This window comes from Aliiroseovarius sp. ABM4_368, assembly GCF_056161205.1.
This window is the reverse complement of sequence record NZ_JBSWYR010000006.1, coordinates 15,681-34,117: the sequence shown is the minus strand read 5'-3', so window position 1 is coordinate 34,117 and position 18,437 is coordinate 15,681. Positions and strand designations below refer to the sequence as shown.

Below are 18,437 nucleotides of genomic sequence, written 5' to 3'. Positions count from 1 at the left end.
ATCAACCTCCGAACACGTGACGGATTAGGAAGACGGTGACGGCAGCAGTGGCCATAAAGGTCGGCACTGCCACAAGCGAACGGAGTGACAGGCGCGATAGGCCACAGACGCCGTGACCGGAAGTGCAACCCGAGCCGAGGCTCGCGCCAAGGCCCACGATGAGGCCGCCAACGACGATCATCGCTGGGCTAACCGGCACCGTCAGCGCAGGCATCGCGCCTGTGACCGCAAAGATCAGTCCAGGGGCGAGGATCATGCCGATAATCAAGGCCAAGCGCCATGTCATCTCGTCCCGGCTTTCGACGAATACTGCGCCAGACAAGATGCCCGTCGCCCCAAAGATCCGTCCGAGGCCGAGCATCAGCAGAACCGCTCCGAGGCCAATGAGCAGACCGCCCCCTAGGGACGCGAAAGGTGTGAAAACCGTTTCCATGGTCCTAGGCCTTGCAGGTCTTGAAGCCGAAGATCGAGTAGATCGGGCAGACGCGTGTCGCGGCAACGATCAACATAGCAACCCCGACAATCGCCGCGCCAGATCTCAGGATGGCACCGTCAAAAGCGGGCAGCCCGCTAAGAAAAGCGAGGTAGAGCAGCCCAACGCCCAGTGCGGCGCGAATAATACGGTCAAGGGTTCCGACATTGCTGGTCATCGTGTTCTCCATTCTGATAACTTGGAGAACAGATATAACTTTGATTTTTCAGCTTCAGTGACATTGTCACTTAACATACAGAAAGCTGAATATTAGGCTGAGGCGGCGAGCTTTTTCAAGGCCGGTTTATCCAGCAATGCAATGCGACCACGGGATTGTGCGATCATCTCACGTTTTTGAAAATCCTGCAGGATGCGGCTGATGACCTCGCGCGCCGTGCCCAGTTCACTGGCCAGCTGCTGATGCGTGGTCGCAATCTCTTTGAAATCGCCCGACAAAGCCAAAAGCCGTTCCGCCAAGCGCACATCCATATGTCCAAAGGCGACGTCATCCACGACGCGCAGCAGGTCAATCAAACGCCGTGAATAGGCTGCGAAGACGAATTTGCGAAACGCTTCTTCTTCGGCCACCAGCCTGTCAAAGGCGAGCTTTGGCAGAACGATGGCGGTGATATCAGTTTCCGCGATGCCTTCCGCGTTGTAGGCCTCTTCGGCCAACATGCAGGCGGTCGTCAAAACACAGCTTTCACCCGCATCTACGCGGTAGAGCACGATATCTCGGCCCGTATCAGAGCTTTGCGAGACACGGATGCGGCCATCATACAAAAAGAGAAGGCTGTCTGGTATATTCGTCGGTCCAAAAACCTGTGCTCCCTTTGGCATTTCGATGGTGCGCGCGACCTTTAACAACCGATCCCGTACAGGACGCGGCAAGGCGGCAGTGCCATGAAACCGCTCGGTCCAATCGGCGATCATCGTGCTTTACGCATCGGTGTGACGATGCCCTCCTCAAGCGGTGCGATGCGCCCCAACAGGTCGTCCCGGTTTGCCGCAATATCGGCGAGCGTCAGATCATCCAGAACATCCATGAACGCCCGTGTCGCTTTTTGCAGAGCGCGAGACAGTTTACAGACACCAATCAGCGGACAGGTGTTTTTTTCCGGATTGAAGCACTCAACAAGGTCGAGCGGACCTTCCGTCAAACGCACGACATCGCCGATCACAATCTCTTCGGCAGGCTTACCCAGACGGAACCCGCCATTGCGGCCCCGTTGCGTTGCGACATAGCCCGCAAGGCCTAGTTCATGCACGATTTTGACGATATGCGGCCGAGCCAACCCGTGGACGCGGACGACATCATCAACTCGGATCAATTCAGGGGATTTGAGTGCGGCCAGCTGCAAAGACCGCAGGGCAAAATTCGTATAAGACGTCAGTTTCATGGCATCTCTTTACTGCAAACTTATATTCCAAATACATCTTTTTGCAAGTTGGGTGACATTGTCACTGAACTCCGGCGGGGCGGCTCCTAGTTCAGACTCAGATAACCAAAGGAGAGCAAGATGACACTTCTGCTTGGTGACATTGTTCCTGACTTCAAGGCAGACACCACAACCGGGCCCATCTCGTTTCACGACTGGATCGGGGATGACTGGGCATTCTTTTTCAGCCACCCGGCAGATTTTACGCCCGTTTGCACCACCGAAATGGGGCGTACTGCGCAACTGGCCGAAGACTTCGCCAAACGCGGTGTAAAACCCATTGGCCTCAGCACGGATGGGGTGAGGGAACACCTTAAATGGATCGAGGATGTGAACGACACCCAGAACACAAAATTACGGTTCCCGATTGTTGCAGACCCGGATTGCGAGATCGCGAAGCTTTATGAAATGCTTCATCCCGGTGAATCTGAAACTGCCGCAGTACGGTCCGTCTTCATCATCGACCCCAACAAAAAGCTGCGCTTGTCGATGACCTACCCAATGAGTGTCGGGCGCAACTTCGATGAAATCCTGCGTGTGATCGATGCGTTGCAGACGGGCGATGCGAAGGGCGTCGCGCTTCCTGCCGATTGGCGGCCCGGAGACCGCGCGATCATCCCGCCGTCTGTGTCGAATGCAGAAGCTACAGCCAAGTTTCCGCAAGGCTTCGAGGAAATCCGCCCGTATCTGCGCACTGTGGACCTCGGCAACGAAGCCTAAGCCGTTTCGCCTCCAACATTTCCCCTATACCGGAGAGAACACCTATGAAGACGTTTGTACTCGCATTAACAACTGCACTTGGCCTCAGCTCTGTCGCGCAGGCCGAAGATACCCCAAACCTAGTGACGATCCTGGCTTCTGGGGAGCCTCAAACGCAATTGATGAGCATGGTGTTGACAATGCAGTCCATGCAGCAGGGATCAAACGCGCATATCCTTCTTTGCGGACCGGCGGGTGACCTTGCGCTGAAGGAGGCACCAGCCTCTGCCACGGCACCCCAAGCGCCGCGCAATATGAGCCCACAGGGATTGATGCAAAATATCATGCAAAGTGGTGCCACGGTCGAAGTATGTGCTATCTACCTACCCAACAAAGGCGTTAAACCGACAGCGTTGCTGGATGGGATAACTGCTGCTGCGCCACCCGAGATGGCGGCGCGGATGCTGGCCCCCAACACACGGATCATGTCGTTCTAAACCGCTTGGAAAACACGGCTTATGGCGGAGCACTGCCATAGGCCCTCGCTTTGCAGGAATGGGAGTTTACCATGCTTGACGGCTTTAGCGTAGAAATGCTCGCACGTATCCAATTCGCGTTTACGGTGTCGTTCTGATCAGCCCCACCTAAGTGGTCCGGTTTGAATGTTAGTGCATGATTGGCCTGGGTTCCATCGGGACGATGGTTTCCGGTGCCGGTGGGCGGTAGCCCAAAGCACTGTGGGGCCGCTTGGTGTTGTAGTGTTTCCTCCATTGTTCGATCAGGATTTGTGCCTCCCTTAGTGGTCTCTGGATCCTGAGCCATGAGCCCCAGTAGCTTAAAGACCGGCCCTCCCGGCTGTCGATGACCGTCCTCCCAGAGACGGTAGCCATTCACACTCATGCCGATCAGGTCAGCCATCTCTTCCGCCGAGAGGTTTGCGTCTTCCCGAACAGTACGCGGGTCGGGTCTGGCATTTTCTTCCGGCGTCTTGAGGGGCATGATCTTCTCCTTGCCGCGGTTGTGGCAGCGAATACAGGTTCGCAAAAAATCGCGTTTTGCGTTTCATAGCGCACGCAATCTTCCGCGCGGCGCAAGTCTTAGGCGTTCACCAGTGGCCTCGCGCATTCGGCACAAACCATGTCACGCCACCTGTTGGAGATGAGTTTCGCCTGAAGCGCTGACCAGAGCTGCATGTAGGGCCACCACTGCTGCATCGGAAGCTTCGCGCGGGACGACGAATTGAATGTCCACATTGCGCGGCGTCTGGTGGGCGGCAATCAGCTCGATCTCTGCCATTTCAAGAGACATCAGACCTCGGCTAAAGGCTTTAAGCCCACTAAGATCGCGCCCGATCGCAGAAACAATCGAAACATTGCGTGTACTGATCGTAGCTGATGGGTAAGCGCCTTCCAGATCAGACACCACGCGCCGCACGGTTTTCAACGGCGCCTCGACATAGTGGGTGATTGTATTGGCGTTCGATGTCTTCGAGGCAATGCGTACGTTGTGGCGCTTGAGCGCATCCAGAGCGGCGGCGTCATAGCCTTTTACGCCCACCATGTCCTGTTCGAACAATTCCAACGCCACGACGTTCAACCCGGTGATGATTTCCACGCCCGGTATGCTTGCAGGCTGTTCATCGATAAGCGTGCCCGGGTCAGAGGGCTCAAACGCATTGGTGACCCGCAACGCCACCTTCGATTGACGCAGGATTTTGGCGGCGTTGGGGTGAATGGCTTCCATCCCCATGTTGGAAAGCTGATCAGCGACATCGTAATTCGTATGCCCCAACTTGCGCACCTGCTCTGCCCCGACCAAAGATGGATCGGCAGAGGACAAGTGAAACTCCTTGTGAATGATCGCCTCTTTTGCCCCAGTGAAGGCCGCGATATTCGAAAAGGTGACTTCCGAATAGCCACGATCATATTCTCGCATCAATCCTTCACGACATTGCGCATAGCCTGTGACGATAGGCAGTTCCGTCGTAAGGTCCACATCTTGAAATGCTCCCGAGATGCGTTCTTGCAAGTTGCATTCAGTATCATCGCGCCAGCCGCTGAGATCAACGAAGCGGGCGTTGACCCCGGCACGCTGTAGCATAAGCGTTGTGATATATGCGGAATGCGCCTCGCCCAGGCCGGACAGAAGCTCGCGCACGATCATCATCTGGCTTGATAGGCGGAAATGCCCATACGAGCACAGGCGGCGCAGGTCATAAAGACAATTGCGCGCGCCCTCAATCCGATCACGGACGAAATCCTCGGCCAGGGTGCGGTCGGCGGCATTGTCCAACACTTTGTTGTGACAGGCGCCCATCGCCTCGGCCACGTGGGTCAGTGCATCCAGCCAGCTGTGGTCATTATCGTCATTGGCAAACAGGGCATAGACGCCGGGTGCGCCGGTTTTCTTATGCTCTAGAAGCAAGTTGGTGATCCCGCCGAAGGCGGAAACCACGAAAATACGGTGGAACAGGGCGTCTGCCTTCCGGTCACCGATGATCAAGCTGTCGCGCAGCTCGTTGATGCGCGACATTGAGGTGCCGCCGATCTTCTCGACGGTATGTGCAGGAAAGTTCACGATATGTCATCCGGTTGGCACCGGAGCCTCTCAGGTTGTTTCGAGGGTGCCTGCCGCCGCATAAGAGCCATCTTCGCGGTGCACTTCGGTGCCCGTGACAGGCGGATTAAAGCAACAGGCCATGACCAGCTGTTCTTCAGCGCGCAGGATGTGGCGGTCGTGCTTGTCCAGCGCATACATCACGCCGGGCTTGATATAGTGGGTTTCCCCTGTGGCCACGTCAGTGATCGAGCCAGCACCCTGCATGCAATAGACGCTTTCGAAATGGTTCTTGTACTCGAACGTGTGTTCTGAACCCGGCTCAAGAAAGGTGATGTGGAAGGAAAAGCCCATCCCGTCATCAGCCAGCAGCATGCGAACGCTGCTCCATTGAGCATCCGACACGACCCGGTCGCGCTCGTTTTTGATGATCTCATTGAAATCGCGTACAATCATTTCTTACTCCGCTGCAAATTTGCTTGAATCGGTAGCGATGCGCATGGCATTCCGCAGGATCTTTAAGCCCTTCATGAAGGTGTTCTGATCCGTGGTCAGCGGAGCCAGAATTTTGACCACCTGATCCTCGTTCCCTGAGGTTTCAATGATCAACCCGTCCCGGAAGGCGCGCGCACAGATGTCGGCGGCCAGATCGCCTGATCCCACATCCAACCCTTGCATCATGCCGCGCCCTTTCAGCGTCGCGCCGGGCAGCATTTCCGCCATCTCTTTCAGAGCCGTCGTCAGCAACATCGCCTTGGCGGCAATCTCTTGCTGGAATTGATCATTAGCCCAAAACTTGGTGATTGCGACGCTGGCGGTGACAAAGGCGTGGGTGTTGCCGCGGAAGGTGCCATTATGCTCGGCGGGGCCAAAAGCGTCGTGTTCCGGACGCACCAACAAAAGCGCCATGGGCAGGCCAAAGCCTGATACGGATTTCGCCATCGTGACGATGTCAGGAGTAACGCCCATATCTTCGAACGAGAAGAACCCGCCGGTCCGGCCGCAGCCCGCCTGGATGTCATCAACGATAAGAAGCGCGCCGTGTTCCTTGGCCAGCGCGGCCACGCGTCTGATCCATTCGGGGCGCGCAGCGTTCAGCCCGCCTTCACCCTGTACCGTTTCCAGAAGGATTGCCGCAGGCGCATCAATCCCGGACGAGCGGTCTTTCAGCATGGCTTCAAGGAAATCGGCCGTGTCCGTGTTGCCGGGGAAATAGCCGTCATAAGGCATGCGCGTAACGCCGTTCAGCGTGGTGCCTGCGCCGCCGCGATGATAGCCATTGCCTGTCGCAGACAGCGCACCCAGCGTGACGCCGTGAAACCCGTTGGTGAAGGCGATCACATTGGTGCGCCCTGTAACCTTGCGGGCCAGTTTCATGGCCGCTTCCACCGCGTTGGCACCGGTGGGGCCGGTGAACATTACCTTGTGATCCATCTTGCGCGGCTGAAGGATGAGTTGGTCAAACGCGTCTAGAAATGCGGCCTTGGCATCTGTGTGCAGATCCAGTCCATGGGCCAGACCATCCGATTGCAGATGGTCAATCAACGCCTCTTTCATGTCCGGATCGTTATGTCCGTAGTTCAACGACGAACACCCGGCAAGGAAGTCGATATAGCGCGCGCCGTCGCGGGTGATCATCTCAGATCCTTGTGCTGAAGTGAATACAGTGTCAAATCCTCGGCAATAGCTGCGCACCTCGGATTCGCGGCGTTTAAAAATGGCGATTTCAGGCGGGTTCGTAGACATACGACCTCTCTCGGGTTTTAGCGGATGAATTAGGAATAAGCTGCTGAGTGCTGAAGGGCGCATAGCTCAAGCGGCCAGTTGCGCCTGGCTTTTCAGCGGGATCGTGACCATGTATTCGGTCTTGTGGCGCTCCCGGAAGTGCAGCGCTTGTGTGTAATAGGGTGCGATATCCAGTTCGCTGCCCTGATGGCTGGCGAATTTGCGGAACAAAGCCCAAGAGGCTTTGTTATCGGCGGTGATGGTTGTCTGCACACGTGTCACGTGTTTGCATTGCAAGCGGTTCAGGATGTTTTGCAGCATCAGGCCGCTCAATCCTTGACCACGTGCGTTTTTCGAGACCGCGACCTGCCAGACAAACAAGGTGTCAGGTTCGTTCGGCATGACATAGGCGGACACCCAACCGGCAGCCTCGCCTGAAATTTCGGCCAGAACACACGTGTCGGCAAAGTGATCGCATTGTAGCAGGTTGCAGTACATGGAGTTTTCGTCGAGCGGGCGACAAGCCCGGACCAGCTTCCATATATCGGCGCCATCTTTGGCGTTGGGCTTGCGCAAAGACGGCAGGTCGACGCGCATGGGGCGAGCGGGGTGTTGCATTGTGGGCTCCTTTCGCTTCGATGGGTGAACTATCACGGAGAAATATAAAATTCAACAGTCGAAGTATTAACGCGACGATTTTTGGCAATCTTCATTGAGATTACAGAATAAAAACTCCTTTTCCGCAAAGAATCTCGCGATAATCGCTTAGCTTTTCGAACTAATTTTGAATTTGCGTGAAGGTGTCGAACTGCGTATGCTTTGATGATCAAACCAATGGAGGCGAATTGGATCGAATCGACAGCAGCTTGATTGCCCTAAGACGAATAGTGCGCGCGACAGAGCTTTTCGGGCGCGAGATTCGCCAGTCTACGGGCGTCACCCCCACCCAATTTCGCGTTCTGCAAATTGTCTCGGAGCAGGGGTTTGCCACCGCCAAAGCCATCTCGCTGCGCATGCGCGTTTCACAGGGAACAGTCACATCCTTGGTTGATAAACTTGTGCGTGATGGGCTGGCCGTAAGGGAAAAATCAACGCTGGATCGACGCCAAACGAATATCCTTCTTACCGACGATGGCCGTACCGTCCTGCAAGACGCTCCTGACCCACTTCAGCAACGCTTCGTGCGCAAGTTTGCCGCGATGGAAGATTGGGAGCAGGCGATGCTGGTGGCCAGCCTTGAACGCGTGGCCACCATGCTGGATGCAGAAGACATGGATGCCTCACCTGTGCTGGATACCGGTGAAATCAGACCTGCTGGCTAGGTGTTTGGTGATATGCTTCGCAGCCAAAGCCTTTTGGGTCTTAGGATCGTAAATTCATGTAGTTCTGCGCGAGGCGCCCAGGACTTGGGTAGCTGACATTTAACAACTCACATCAAATGGGTGTTTGCCCCAACCCTTGCTTACTGACCGACAAAACCTCGCCGCGCTTGGCGCGAACTTCCGCTCTTTATGCCGCGTCACAGCACGCAAGATAAGGCGCGCGCGACAGATTCTGTGCTGCGCGCGCGCAGCACGAGATCCAAATTCACAGGATGGGCTCTCCACCAGCTTTAGCCGCGTAGATCACCAAGGGCAGGACTGGGGAAAACGTCACCGAAGGCACACTTTCAACTGAGCTGACTGAAACCCAGCTTCGAACAGGATCCGCGTTCAAGCAATCGGGCATACGCAGTGAGGAAAGCAGCTCAGCCCACTCACTTGTTTCGTATGACGTTATCGGCAAACTTGCTGAAGGAGCGGAATTGACGCGCGGGACGATCGGGAAAATCCTGACCGGAATGAGCGCTGCGAAGTTCTCGACGTTCCAGGCCAACCCTGAACAGTTCATCTCTGAGGCCTCACGCATAATCAAAGAGCAGAAGGCCACGACTGTCATCGAGCATCTGACCTATGATGCAACTGCCGACAGATACGACACAGATATTTTCCCCGCGAACCAGAGTGGCACAGACCTAACGCACGCCGTCGGGAAGTTGCGAAACAACATATACGACTATGCTGTGGTCGACTCCGGGGTAGAACGGAAATTTGTCGAAGACCTAGATACAAGCGATGAAATCGTCGTCTATTCAAAGCTACCGCATGGCTTTCTCATTCCTACTCCTGTCGGAGACTACAATCCTGACTGGGCGATAGCTTTCAAGGAGCAATCAGTGCAGCACATTTATTTTGTCGCGGAAACAAAAGGTTCTCAGCCGTCTCTCAAGTTCCGCGAGTTGGAACGTGAGAAAATCAAGTGCGCCAGAAAGCTTTTCGAGGAGATTGCAAACAGCGTCCCGAATGACCGCGTAAAGTATGATGTCGTATCAGACTTTTCTGAGCTCATGTCTGCAGTTCGAGGCAACTAACCGTGTTTGGGAAGGGTTGCCTATGCTCCGCTTTGATTTGAAACTTGACCGATTGCCCCAGCGACACCCGGTCCCGGCGCTATCAGAAACGCCTCGCTGTTCTGTGCCTGTTCGTGCACGATTGGAGTGATGCCGGGGAATGCAGAGCCTCTGCTAAATGCTGAGGAGACGCTTGCCATAGTTGTGCAGATTGCCATTCGACCACAACAGTGTTGAGGGGGTTAGCACGTCTTTTATGTTGACCCCATGCAGTCAGGCTTTTCCAGGAATAGAGGCGTGTTTCCAACCGGTCAAAAGCGCTCCAACGATTTGTCTGAGCCGGTAGGCACCATCATCACCGGGCACGATTTCGATCAAGATCGGATTGTGAAATGGCATCGTGGCTTCAAACAATAGCAGAGCGGCCTTGTCGGGAAGGCTTGGCTCATCCATCTGCGACAGTAAGTCGGTGATCTGTCGCAATAAAGTTTCGACATGCGACATTGCCGCCGGAGACTTGCCTAACATGGCAATTTCGAGTGCGTGAAACAGTCGTGGATCGTTGTTCACACTTTGCCGTTTTTGCATGTACAGTGTGTGGAACCAATCAAGCAGGCGCTGTTCGGCAGGTCCATTTGACGATAAAATCTCCGAAGTTGCGTCCTCTGTGCGCTTGAGCCAGTGCGCCATCGTGGCTTCACAAAGGGCGGCTTTGTTTTCAAAATGACTATATAACGCAGCATGAGACAGATTGAGCGCCTTTGCGACATCAATAAGTTTCAGATTTTTCAAGCCGTTACTGCGTATGATATCCATTGCGACAGCTATGGCTTGGTCTCGGATTTGATCGCGGCTTAGCCCTGTACGTGGCATAGTTTCGCCTCATTTTGGGTTTTTATTACATTTCTGATGAAATGTAATTTATGTCGTATTATGTCAGCCTTGTTTGAAGAATATCAAGGAACGCGTGCTTATGCCCCGAACCCCGTCGAATGTCTTGTGCAGAGCAATGAGCTTTTGCTGTGCCGCATTGCTGCTGAGCACGCTTGAGCTGTCAGCACAACCTATGCCCGGGGGCCCGGAAGGAGGAGGTCCCACATCTGTCGGTGTTGTTCGCCTCGAACAAAAGAAGGTTCCTGTTACGACGACCCTTCCGGGACGCGCAGTTGCATCGGATGAAGTCCCTATTCGGCCACGTGTAGGCGGGATAATCAATGAAGTCAGTCACCAGCCCGGTCGTCACGTTGAGGTTGGCGATCTTTTGTTCAAAATTGACTCCGAGACCTACGCGGCTGAACTCGATGCGGCCAAAGCCGAGGTGGACCGCGCAGAAGCAGCTCTCAGCACCGCGCAGGCAACGCAAAGCCGGTACGAAAAGCTCGAAGGGTCTGGCGTTTCAACCGTTGATCTGGAAACAGCCCGTGTAGATGTAAAGCAAAAGGAAGCGGATCTCAGCTCTGCAAAAGCCGCGTTGACGCTGGCTGAACTGAACTTGAGCCGCACCGAGGTTCGCAGCCCCATTTCGGGGATCGCAGAAGTTTCGGACACCTCGGTTGGCATGCTCGTGACCGCCCATCAATCCGATCCTCTGACAACAGTGACCAATATTGACCCGATCTTTGTGGACTTTGAAGAGGCCTCGAAACGCATTACAGAAATGAGGGCGATGATTGCTTCGGGTGAATTGCAACCAAGCGAAAATCTGCGCGTGTTGCTTAAGCTGGAAAATGGCGCTCTTTACGACCTTGAGGGCGAAATGGTTTCGCCTGGGGTACGTGTCTCGTCCACAACGGGGACCACTCAGATCCGGGTTCGTTTTGCCAATCCAGATCGTCTGATCTTGCCGGGTCAGTTTCTGCGCGTCGAAATTGGTCTTGGAACACGTGATGGTGTGCTTGTGCCGCAAGGCGCGACGTCGCGGGCCTCTGACGGCTCTCTCACCGCATTTGTTGCAAAAGATGGCAAAGCGGAAAAACGCATTCTAAAGGAAGCCGGCGCATATCTGAACAGCTGGATCGTAACCTCTGGCGTCGAAGCCGGAGACATGCTTATTGTGGACGGCCTCAGCAGTTTGCGCGGCGGCGCAGACGTGGAAACGGTTCCGGTGACCATCAACGCGCAAGGTGTGGTGACAGAAGTGTCGGCCATCGCGGCTGAGGAGAACTAAGCCATGGGCATTTTCTTTATTGGCCGTCCGGTCTTTGCCTGGGTTCTTGCCCTTGTGACCATGCTGATCGGGACATGGTCGATGGTGTCGCTTCCTGTCTCGCAATACCCCGACGTTGCGCCGATTACAGTCCGGGTCTCGGCCAGCTATACAGGCGCAACACCAGAGGCTGTCGAAAACTCTGTCACCCGCGTCATCGAGGATGCGATGACTGGTCTCGAAGGCTTGATTTACATGACAGCTTCGTCGTCACAGGGGTCGGCATCCTTGTCTCTGACTTTCGATGACAGCGTAGAGCCTGTGGATGCGCAAAACGAAGTGCAGAGCCGGGTGTCGCGGGTTGAAAGCCAGCTTCCTACGGCGGTGCGATCCCAAGGCGTTACCATTTCCCGTTCGTCATCTTCGATCCTAATGGTTGGCGTAATCGTTGCCACTGACGGTAGCTATTCCACCGTGCAACTCGGAAATATTCTGTCGGAACAGGTCGAAGGGCCGATCAAACGCACTGAAGGGGTCGGTGGAATTAATTCCTTTGGTTCGGGCTATGCCATGCGCATCTGGCTCGACCCGCTCTCATTGCTGCGGTTTCAGCTGACACCTGCAGACGTGGTGAGCGCTGTCAAAGCACAGAACACAACTGTGTCCGTCGGCGCCTTGGGCCACCAACCCACGGTAGAAGGCCAGCAGTTTACCGCCCAGATCACAGCACAAAGTCAACTGACAACCGTAGAAGAGTTCAACAATATCCTTCTAAAGGTCGAAACCAGCGGCGCAACCGTTCATCTCGGTGACGTTGCCGAGGTCGAAATCGGACAGGAAACATATGGTAGCGATTCCCGGTTCAGCGGAATGGCGGCGGCAGGCTTTGGTGTAAATCTTGAAACAGGTGCAAATGCCGTCGACACTGCAAAAGCTGTGCGCGCCACATTGGACAAACTCGCGCCCTCATTGCCCGAGGGCGTGGAGTTCCGCATCGCTTTTGACACCTCACCTTTCGTAGAACTCTCGATTGAGCAGGTCTACCACACTCTAGTCGAAGCGGCCCTCTTGGTCTTTGCCGTCTTGTTTCTCTTCCTCCAAAGCTGGCGCGCTACGCTTATTCCGCTGATCGCGGTTCCGGTTGTGCTTCTTGGCACCTTCGTCGTTCTGTCTGCGGTCGGCATGTCCATCAATACGCTGACAATGTTTGCCATGGTGCTGGCCATCGGTCTGCTGGTGGACGACGCCATTGTTGTTGTTGAAAATGTCGAACGCCTGATGAAAGACGAAGGGCTTAGCCCGATGAAAGCAACCAAGAAGAGCATGGGTCAGATCACCTCGGCACTCTTGGGCATTAACATCGTACTGGCTGCAGTGTTCCTCCCTATGGCGTTCCTCGGAGGATCGTCCGGTGTGATCTACCGGCAGTTTTCCGTGACTATGGTGTCCGCGATGACGCTGTCGCTTCTGGTTGCTATCATTTTGTCGCCACCGATGTCGGCCCGTTTGCTGAAACCCGCGCAAGGGGCCTCCGGATTTGCGCCCTTTCGTTGGTTCAATACGCTTTTGGACAAGGCCACTCAGGGCTATGGAGCAATCGTCAAGAAAAGCCTCAAGCTGCCCCTGCTGATGCCAGTAATGCTTTGCGCGATCCTAGCCGGGGCCTGGGCTGTGAATGACCGTCTCACAACTTCCTTTATTCCGACAGAAGACCAGGGCGTGCTGATGACAATGATCAGTCTGCCAGAAGGCGCAACATCTGCGCAGACGATTGCCACGGTCGAAAAAGTTGAAACCTACCTGCTTGAGAACGAAACAGATGCGGTCGAGAGCACCTATGCAGCATTGGGTTTTGGCTTTGGTGGCAGCGGGCAAAACCAGGCCATGCTCTTTATCAAGCTCCGGGATTTTGACGAAAGGGCCAACAATGCCGATCTGAGCGCAACCGCGGTTGCAGGGCGCGCCAATATAGCCCTCTCCAAAATTCGGGCCGGACGGATTTTCGTAATGCAACCCCCCGCCATCCCGGGCCTTGGGAATTCAGGCGATTTCTCAATGTATCTTCTGGATCAGGCCGGCCTCGGCATAGACGACATGAAGGCGGCAGCACAGGACCTTGTCGCAATGAGTAACCAAAACAGCGCCGTAACCAACCTGCGCAGCAACGGCACAGAAGATGCAAGTGCCGTGAAATTGACCATTGATGCGGAAAAGTCAGAAAGCTTCGGACTGAGCCTGTCGGAGGTGAACGGCATGCTGTCCGTGATTTTTGCAGGTTCAGAGGTGAACGACTTTGAATTGGGCAATGCGCTGCGCCCGGTGATCGTCCAGGCCTCGCCGGAATTTCGGATGCAGACGGCAGATATCGCTTCATGGTTTGCCCGAAATTCTAACGGAGAAATGGTGCCGTTTTCAGCTTTTACAACGACAAGTTGGGAACCGGTTGCACCTTCGTTGGAGCGATTTGACGGCACGGTCGCGCTTCAGGTGTCCGCATCGCCTGCGCCGGGCGTAAGCTCGGGTGCTGCCATGACAGCCATGGAGGGCATGGTCGAAAGCCTGGACGGGGGTTATGGCGTTGCCTGGACCGGGCAAAGCTATCAGGAACGCCAGTCCGGCAATCAGGCTCCGTATCTCTATGCGGCCTCAATGCTCATTGTATTCTTGGCGCTTGCTGCCTTGTACGAAAGCTGGACCATACCGTTTTCTGTCATGCTGGCTGTGCCGGTCGGAGTTTTGGGTGCTTTGCTTGCGGCATGGCTCTGTGGGCAGTCCAATGACGTCTATTTCAAGGTTGGCATCCTGACGACCATCGGGCTTGCGGCTCGCAACGCAATCTTGATCGTTGAGTTCGCAGAAGACCTGCGACGTGAAGGTCGAAATATTGTCGAGGCCGCCATCGAAGCCGCACGCCTGCGTTTGCGCCCGATCATGATGACCGCACTCACGTTCATTCTGGGGGTGTTGCCTCTGGCGATCGCCACAGGCGCAGGCGCTGCGTCTCAGAACGCGATCGGTATCGGGGTGATCGGAGGAATGCTGGCCTCAACTTTTATCGGCATCTTTATGGTACCCGCGTTTTATGTGCTGGTCGTGCGTCTTGTGCCCCAGAAAAAACACCCTATCGCCTGACGATGATGCAGCGCATTAACATCCAAAAGCCCTGATCCCTGCTGTGCCAAACAGCATAAACAGGCCCAACCGCCCCGAGCGTGCTCAAATGGGGGTTATGAGGAACGCAAGGAGAACACATTATGCAGAGGCCGTTCGCTGCGCGTTGTTCGAACTGGAAAGATGCGGGACCAAGCCGCCTTTTGTTCCCGCCGCCCTTGCTGACGCAGAGAATGCTCGCGGGCGCGGCATGGTTCTCGCTGTGAAGCGGCGCGTGTCACCAAAGCGGTCATTGGAAATCAAACAGAGGTGTCCGTGATCCGGCTGGTTATAAAAACTGACAAGCTTGCAGTCTTTTTGTGGTATGCCAAATAAAAGAAAGGGGTTCCCGGCAAACCCAATCGCCAGCCAGTCTATGCGATAGCTCCTTCCGCGATAGTTAGTCATCGGAGAAGGGCCACGGACCCGCGAACTTTCCGACAGGTAGCGTGGTTGAGACAAGACAACCGCCGAGGTTTGTCTGGTGCCCGTAGATAGTCACAGCCCCAGGCTCAAACACCAGTTCCGGTGATTCTGTGGCATGGTGCTCTAAGTTGACGGCATGACAGGGTGCGGGTGCGATTTCGCAGGTCACCCTCCCGATCTGGGCTGTCGCGGCGCGATGAACATGCCCAGATATCATGCGAACCGGTCCAGGATGTGCCTCCAGCCGCTCCATCAGTGCCGCGCCGTTACGCAGGTTGTCGGCGTCCATCGCGGGGATGCCCGAGGGCATCCAAGGATGATGCGTGGCAATCACGGTAGGCTGATGTCCGATGTTCGCAAGCTGAGCATCGACGAAGGCTAAACCGTCCTCGCACAGGTCGCCATGATGCGCACCTTCCAGCAGCGTGTCGAGAGCAATTAGAGTAAAGGGACCAAAATCCCGCGCCCAGTGGATCGGTCCCGCCTCTGGCATCCAGTTTTCATCTTCAAACGCGGCGCGCATTGGCGCACGCCGGTCGTGGTTGCCGGGCACGGCCATCCAGGGTAGGCGCAACCCCTTCATGATTGCGGCAAACCGGTCGTATTCCTCCGGCGTGCCGTGGTCGGTCAAATCGCCGGTGACGATGGCGCAATCGATCCCTTGAAGGTCGGGCAACTTGGCATTGATCGTCTCAACGGCTTGCTCCAGGGCGGCGGCCGTATCTGAACGTCCGTACGCCAGCCGCCCCTCCGGGACGATATGGGTGTCGGAAATTTGGATAAATCCTGGCATTAGGCGGCTTGGTCCTGCGGCAACGTGATGATGGCATCCGGGGCAACGGACAGTTTGACCGTATCGCCGATGGAAGGTGCGCTTAGGCCGCTATGAAGCGCGAAAAGCATCGTCCCGGAGGCGCCCGAGAGCGCGATGCGATAGTGGGTGCCAAGGAACGTGACGGTTTCGACCTTGGCCGTCAGGGGCCCGTTGGGATCGATCCGGATATCCTCCGCCCGCACATAGGCGGCCTCGCCATCGGCGGCGCGGGATAGCGCCAGAACACCACCATCCAGATGCAAATGGGCGGCCGCGATGCGACCGCCAAGCGGCATGGCATCGCCGACGAAGCGCGCGACAAAAGGCGTGGCGGGATTACGGTAGAGCGCCTCGGGCGTGCCAATCTGCGCGACCTGCCCCTCGCTCATGACCGCAACCCGGTCGGCAATGGCCATGGCCTCGTCCTGGTCGTGGGTTACGAAGATCGCCGTGATCCCGAACTGGCGCAGGAGGATCGCCAATTCGTCGCGCAGATGGTGGCGCAACGAGGCGTCGAGTGCCGAGAGAGGTTCATCAAGCAAAAGGACGCGCGGCCGCGCGGCAAAGGCACGGGCCAGGGCCACGCGCTGACGCTGGCCACCGGACAGGGCAGTGATGGGCCGCCCTGCGAAGCGTTCGAGCTGGCAGAGTTGCAGAACCTCCTCGACACGCGCGTCGATCTCGGCCTTCGGCAGTTTCTGCATCTTGAGCCCGTATCCGATGTTGCCGCGCACCGACATGTTCGGGAAGAGGGCGTAGGACTGGAACACCATGCCGATCTTGCGTTTCTCGACCGACAGCGCGGTCACATCTTCGCCGTCGAAAAGGATTGTGGCACCGTCATCGGCCCTTTCCAGCCCCGCGATGATGCGCAGGAGCGTGGTCTTCCCGCAGCCGGATGGGCCGAGAAGCGAGACGATCTCGCCGCTTTCGATCTCCAGATCGGTGGGCAAAAGGGCGCGTGTTCCGCCCGGAAAGGTCTTGGCGACATTGGTCAGTGAAAGTGTCATTGAAGTATCCTTGAAGCGCGTGCGCTGGCCCATTGCATGGCCATCAGGAGCGGCACGATCATGACGAAAAAGACGAGAGTATAGGCCGAGGCGACTTCGAGCCGCATCGAGGCATAGCTGTCGGCAAGGCCCACCGGCAAAGTCTTGAGATAAGGCGTGTGGAGCATCCATGTCAGGTTGAACTCTCCTATGGAGAGCGTCACCACCGTCAGCGCACCAGCGAGGATGCCGGGCAGCGCGTTGGGCACCACGATGTCGATGAACCGCCGCGCCGGGCTCGCCCCCAGAGATGCAGCCCCTTCCTCAAGCGTCTTGAGGTCGATGGCCGCTAGCACCGACAGCACCGAACGCACCATGAAGGGCAGCGTATAGAGAACGTGGCCCACTAGGATGAACGACCAATGCGTGCGGAAACCCTGCATCGTGCCATAGAGCTGCAACAACGCGAGGGCGAGGGCGAGGCCCGGCACAGCGAGGGGAAGCGAGATGAACTCCTCCAGCATCCGCGAGGCGCGGCCAGGGTTGCGGGCCAGCGCGTAGGCTGCCGGCACGCCGATCACCAGCGTGCACGCCAGACAGGCCAGCGCTAACCCGATCGAGAGGAAGATACTGTCGGCATAGAGGTCCCAGACCTGTACGACCCATTTCAGGGTCAGGCCGGACGACACGCCTTGAAAGTAGTTCGCGGTTACGCCTGCCAAAACCGATTGCAGGGTTGGCACCAGAAGAAAGGCACAGGCCAACAGGGTCACGCCAAGCTGGATGAGTTTTCCGGGTGAGTTCAGCATGTCTCAGCCTCCTGCCGCGACGGTGGTGCCCGAGAAACTGCGCGCCAGAAGCAACAGAGCCCAGGTGACGATCCCCAGAAGGACCGACAGGGCGGAGGCCATGGCGATATTCGCGGACAGGGTGAATTCGGTGTAGATGACCATCGGCAGCACATCGATGTTGGTCGCCAGCGTGAAAGCCGTGCCGAACGCGCCCATGGCCGTTGCAAAGGCGATGGCCCCGGCTGCGATCATTGCCGGGGCAAGCGCGGGCAGGATGACATCTGTGATGATCCGCCAGCCCGGCGCGCCAAGCGTCCGCGCGGCCTCTTCGAGTGCGGGGTCGATCTTTTCCGCCGCCGCCATCACTGTCAGCAACACGCGCGGGATAGAGAAATAGAGATAGCCCAGAAACAGGCCAAAGACCGAATAGGCAAAGACGACATGTCCCGGCGTCACTGCGTTCACGAGGCCTTGCCGTCCACCCAGCAGGATAATCATGAACCCGACCACGACGCCGGGAAAGGCTAGGGGCAAGGTCAGGATCGCCAATAGCGTGCCGCGACCAGGAAATTGGTTGCGCACGAGGAACAAAGCCGCGGTTGTCGAGATGGCAAGCGCCGCAATGGTCGTGGCAATGGAGACAAGCACCGTCTGCACCAGCGTGGAAAGATACCGAGGCGTTTGCAGCACTTGCAGGTAGATGCCCCAGCCACGCTCGCTTTCGCCAGAGGCAAGGATCAGACGTACGATGGGTAGCGCCAAAAAAGCGAGCGTGAAGATCGCGAGTGGCAATAGACAGATAAAAGTGAATTGACGCGATGTCATGGGGCGGCCTCCTTGA

At 56.4% G+C, this 18,437-nt stretch carries 19 protein-coding genes and 2 pseudogenes; 6 read left to right on the top strand and 15 right to left on the bottom strand.

Going from position 1 to position 18,437, the window contains the following annotated elements; all coding sequences use genetic code 11:
* Position 1: 1 nt before the first annotated feature.
* From ACXAH3_RS15145 to ACXAH3_RS15130, 4 genes are all read right to left on the bottom strand, one after another.
* Positions 2-433, bottom strand: coding sequence for a YeeE/YedE family protein (locus ACXAH3_RS15145; RefSeq protein ID WP_474862952.1), 432 nt, complete (start codon positions 431-433; stop codon positions 2-4).
* Between the two features lie 4 nt (positions 434-437).
* Positions 438-650, bottom strand: coding sequence for a YgaP family membrane protein (locus tag ACXAH3_RS15140; protein WP_474862950.1), 213 nt, complete (start codon positions 648-650; stop codon positions 438-440).
* A gap of 92 nt (positions 651-742) precedes the next feature.
* A complete protein-coding gene (locus ACXAH3_RS15135) occupies positions 743-1,405 on the bottom strand; it encodes a Crp/Fnr family transcriptional regulator (RefSeq protein WP_474862948.1) in 663 nt (220 codons plus the stop codon).
* Positions 1,402-1,872 carry an Rrf2 family transcriptional regulator gene (locus ACXAH3_RS15130; protein ID WP_474862946.1) on the bottom strand — a complete coding sequence of 157 codons (471 nt, stop codon included), beginning with the start codon at positions 1,870-1,872 and terminating at the stop codon, positions 1,402-1,404. The genes ACXAH3_RS15135 and ACXAH3_RS15130 overlap by 4 nt, the downstream gene beginning before the upstream one ends.
* A gap of 120 nt (positions 1,873-1,992) precedes the next feature.
* On the opposite strand from ACXAH3_RS15130, the gene ACXAH3_RS15125 reads away from it, so the two are divergent.
* Both ACXAH3_RS15125 and ACXAH3_RS15120 read left to right on the top strand, forming a co-directional pair.
* Positions 1,993-2,631 (top strand): peroxiredoxin, encoded by a 639-nt coding sequence (locus ACXAH3_RS15125; protein WP_474862944.1) that lies wholly within the window; start codon positions 1,993-1,995, stop codon positions 2,629-2,631.
* Positions 2,632-2,675: 44 nt separating this feature from the next.
* Positions 2,676-3,107 (top strand): DsrE family protein, encoded by a 432-nt coding sequence (locus ACXAH3_RS15120; protein ID WP_474862942.1) that lies wholly within the window; start codon positions 2,676-2,678, stop codon positions 3,105-3,107.
* Positions 3,108-3,275: 168 nt separating this feature from the next.
* Here ACXAH3_RS15120 and ACXAH3_RS15115 read toward each other — a convergent pair.
* The 6 genes and pseudogenes from ACXAH3_RS15115 to ectA form a co-directional block, all read right to left on the bottom strand.
* Positions 3,276-3,410: pseudogene (locus ACXAH3_RS15115) on the bottom strand (integrase core domain-containing protein); the annotation flags it as partial.
* Positions 3,411-3,453: 43 nt separating this feature from the next.
* Positions 3,454-3,609, bottom strand: a pseudogene (locus ACXAH3_RS15110) (helix-turn-helix domain-containing protein); the annotation flags it as partial.
* A 141-nt stretch (positions 3,610-3,750) separates the two neighbouring features.
* Positions 3,751-5,187: an aspartate kinase gene (locus ACXAH3_RS15105; RefSeq protein ID WP_474862940.1), complete on the bottom strand. Its 1,437-nt coding sequence runs from the start codon at positions 5,185-5,187 to the stop codon at positions 3,751-3,753.
* Between the two features lie 30 nt (positions 5,188-5,217).
* Positions 5,218-5,622, bottom strand: coding sequence for an ectoine synthase (locus ACXAH3_RS15100; RefSeq protein WP_474862938.1), 405 nt, complete (start codon positions 5,620-5,622; stop codon positions 5,218-5,220).
* A gap of 3 nt (positions 5,623-5,625) precedes the next feature.
* The gene (gene ectB, locus ACXAH3_RS15095; RefSeq protein WP_474862936.1) at positions 5,626-6,912 is read right to left on the bottom strand and encodes a diaminobutyrate--2-oxoglutarate transaminase; all 1,287 of its coding nucleotides are present in this window, start codon (positions 6,910-6,912) and stop codon (positions 5,626-5,628) included.
* A 66-nt stretch (positions 6,913-6,978) separates the two neighbouring features.
* A complete protein-coding gene (gene ectA, locus ACXAH3_RS15090) occupies positions 6,979-7,509 on the bottom strand; it encodes a diaminobutyrate acetyltransferase (protein ID WP_474862935.1) in 531 nt (176 codons plus the stop codon).
* A 227-nt stretch (positions 7,510-7,736) separates the two neighbouring features.
* On the opposite strand from ectA, the gene ACXAH3_RS15085 reads away from it, so the two are divergent.
* Both ACXAH3_RS15085 and ACXAH3_RS15080 read left to right on the top strand, forming a co-directional pair.
* A complete protein-coding gene (locus tag ACXAH3_RS15085) occupies positions 7,737-8,213 on the top strand; it encodes a MarR family winged helix-turn-helix transcriptional regulator (protein WP_474862933.1) in 477 nt (158 codons plus the stop codon).
* Positions 8,214-8,695: 482 nt separating this feature from the next.
* Positions 8,696-9,301, top strand: a complete 606-nt coding sequence (locus tag ACXAH3_RS15080) for a restriction endonuclease (protein WP_474862931.1) — start codon at positions 8,696-8,698, stop codon at positions 9,299-9,301.
* Between the two features lie 252 nt (positions 9,302-9,553).
* Here the strand turns inward: ACXAH3_RS15080 and ACXAH3_RS15075 are convergent, their stop codons facing one another.
* Positions 9,554-10,153, bottom strand: a complete 600-nt coding sequence (locus ACXAH3_RS15075) for a TetR/AcrR family transcriptional regulator (RefSeq protein WP_474862930.1) — start codon at positions 10,151-10,153, stop codon at positions 9,554-9,556.
* A gap of 100 nt (positions 10,154-10,253) precedes the next feature.
* Here ACXAH3_RS15075 and ACXAH3_RS15070 point away from each other — a divergent pair, with 100 nt between their 5' ends.
* Positions 10,254-11,447 (top strand): efflux RND transporter periplasmic adaptor subunit, encoded by a 1,194-nt coding sequence (locus tag ACXAH3_RS15070; protein ID WP_474862928.1) that lies wholly within the window; start codon positions 10,254-10,256, stop codon positions 11,445-11,447.
* Between the two features lie 3 nt (positions 11,448-11,450).
* Positions 11,451-14,558 carry an efflux RND transporter permease subunit gene (locus ACXAH3_RS15065; RefSeq protein WP_474862926.1) on the top strand — a complete coding sequence of 1,036 codons (3,108 nt, stop codon included), beginning with the start codon at positions 11,451-11,453 and terminating at the stop codon, positions 14,556-14,558.
* A 418-nt stretch (positions 14,559-14,976) separates the two neighbouring features.
* Here the strand turns inward: ACXAH3_RS15065 and ACXAH3_RS15060 are convergent, their stop codons facing one another.
* From ACXAH3_RS15060 to ACXAH3_RS15045, 4 genes are read right to left on the bottom strand one after another with little or no spacing between them, the layout of a single operon-like run.
* Positions 14,977-15,795, bottom strand: a complete 819-nt coding sequence (locus ACXAH3_RS15060) for a phosphodiesterase (RefSeq protein WP_474862924.1) — start codon at positions 15,793-15,795, stop codon at positions 14,977-14,979.
* On the bottom strand, positions 15,795-16,826 hold the full coding sequence (locus tag ACXAH3_RS15055; protein WP_474862923.1) for an ABC transporter ATP-binding protein: 1,032 nt from the start codon (positions 16,824-16,826) through the stop codon (positions 15,795-15,797). Before ACXAH3_RS15055 ends, ACXAH3_RS15060 begins: the two co-directional genes overlap by 1 nt.
* Positions 16,823-17,614, bottom strand: a complete 792-nt coding sequence (locus tag ACXAH3_RS15050) for an ABC transporter permease (protein WP_474862922.1) — start codon at positions 17,612-17,614, stop codon at positions 16,823-16,825. Before ACXAH3_RS15050 ends, ACXAH3_RS15055 begins: the two co-directional genes overlap by 4 nt.
* A 3-nt stretch (positions 17,615-17,617) precedes the next feature.
* Positions 17,618-18,421, bottom strand: a complete 804-nt coding sequence (locus ACXAH3_RS15045; RefSeq protein WP_474862921.1) for an ABC transporter permease — start codon at positions 18,419-18,421, stop codon at positions 17,618-17,620.
* Positions 18,422-18,437 lie beyond the last annotated feature (16 nt).